This window comes from Noviherbaspirillum sp. ST9, assembly GCF_048799745.1.
Taxonomy (GTDB): domain Bacteria; phylum Pseudomonadota; class Gammaproteobacteria; order Burkholderiales; family Burkholderiaceae_D; genus Noviherbaspirillum.
Genome location: NZ_JBLWFR010000103.1, coordinates 1 through 655 on the forward strand (window position 1 = coordinate 1; position 655 = coordinate 655).

Here is a 655-nt window from a genome sequence, read left to right on the forward strand (position 1 = left end):
TCCCGGTAAGTTTTTTGCGACACATTTTCAATGATTCTTCCAAGGAGATTATTAGACAAATTACCGTATTTGTAATCTGTTCCGGGTTTGAACACAAGTGGATTTCCGGTGTCTACGATTCCGTGAGTATGGTTTAACAATTGATGAACGGTAACCGAATCTGACCAAAGTTGAGTTAAGTCAGGCAGATACTTTTTAATTGGACTTTGCAAATCGACCTTGCCTTCCTCCACTTCTTTCAAGAGTAAAACAGCTGTAATCTGTTTGGTGTTTGACATGATCTCGCATTGATTATCTGGCTCGAGGGGCTTTTTGCTATCTGTATTTTTAAAGCCCTGTGTCTTTTCGTAAAGTATTTTCCCATTTTTAGTCAACAAAACCACACCGTTAAAAGGCCGTGGTTGCTTAAGATGGATGAGGTTGTCGATTTGTCGTATAAGCGCTTTTTTATCTTGCCCGAAGGCAAAAGTTAGCGACAAAATAAATACACACGAAAGAAAGGTTTTGAATTTCATTGAATGCAGTGCGGATTTTGAATTTGTTAAATAGTTGCTATTTTTTGCTATTTCGTTCAGGTAGCTTTCGTAATTGAAATAAGCGCAATGGTCAAATCGTATTTTGTCATAGTCCTAAATATATAACAATTTCAGTATTT

The 655-nt window shown here is 36.8% G+C and carries 1 protein-coding gene; it reads right to left on the minus strand.

The window, feature by feature from the left end; translation table 11 throughout:
- A partial coding sequence (locus ACNOHI_RS24990) for a serine hydrolase domain-containing protein (protein WP_420477430.1) occupies nt 1–515 on the minus strand: 515 nt, incomplete at its 3' end.
- Between the last annotated feature and the right edge of the window lie 140 nt (nt 516–655).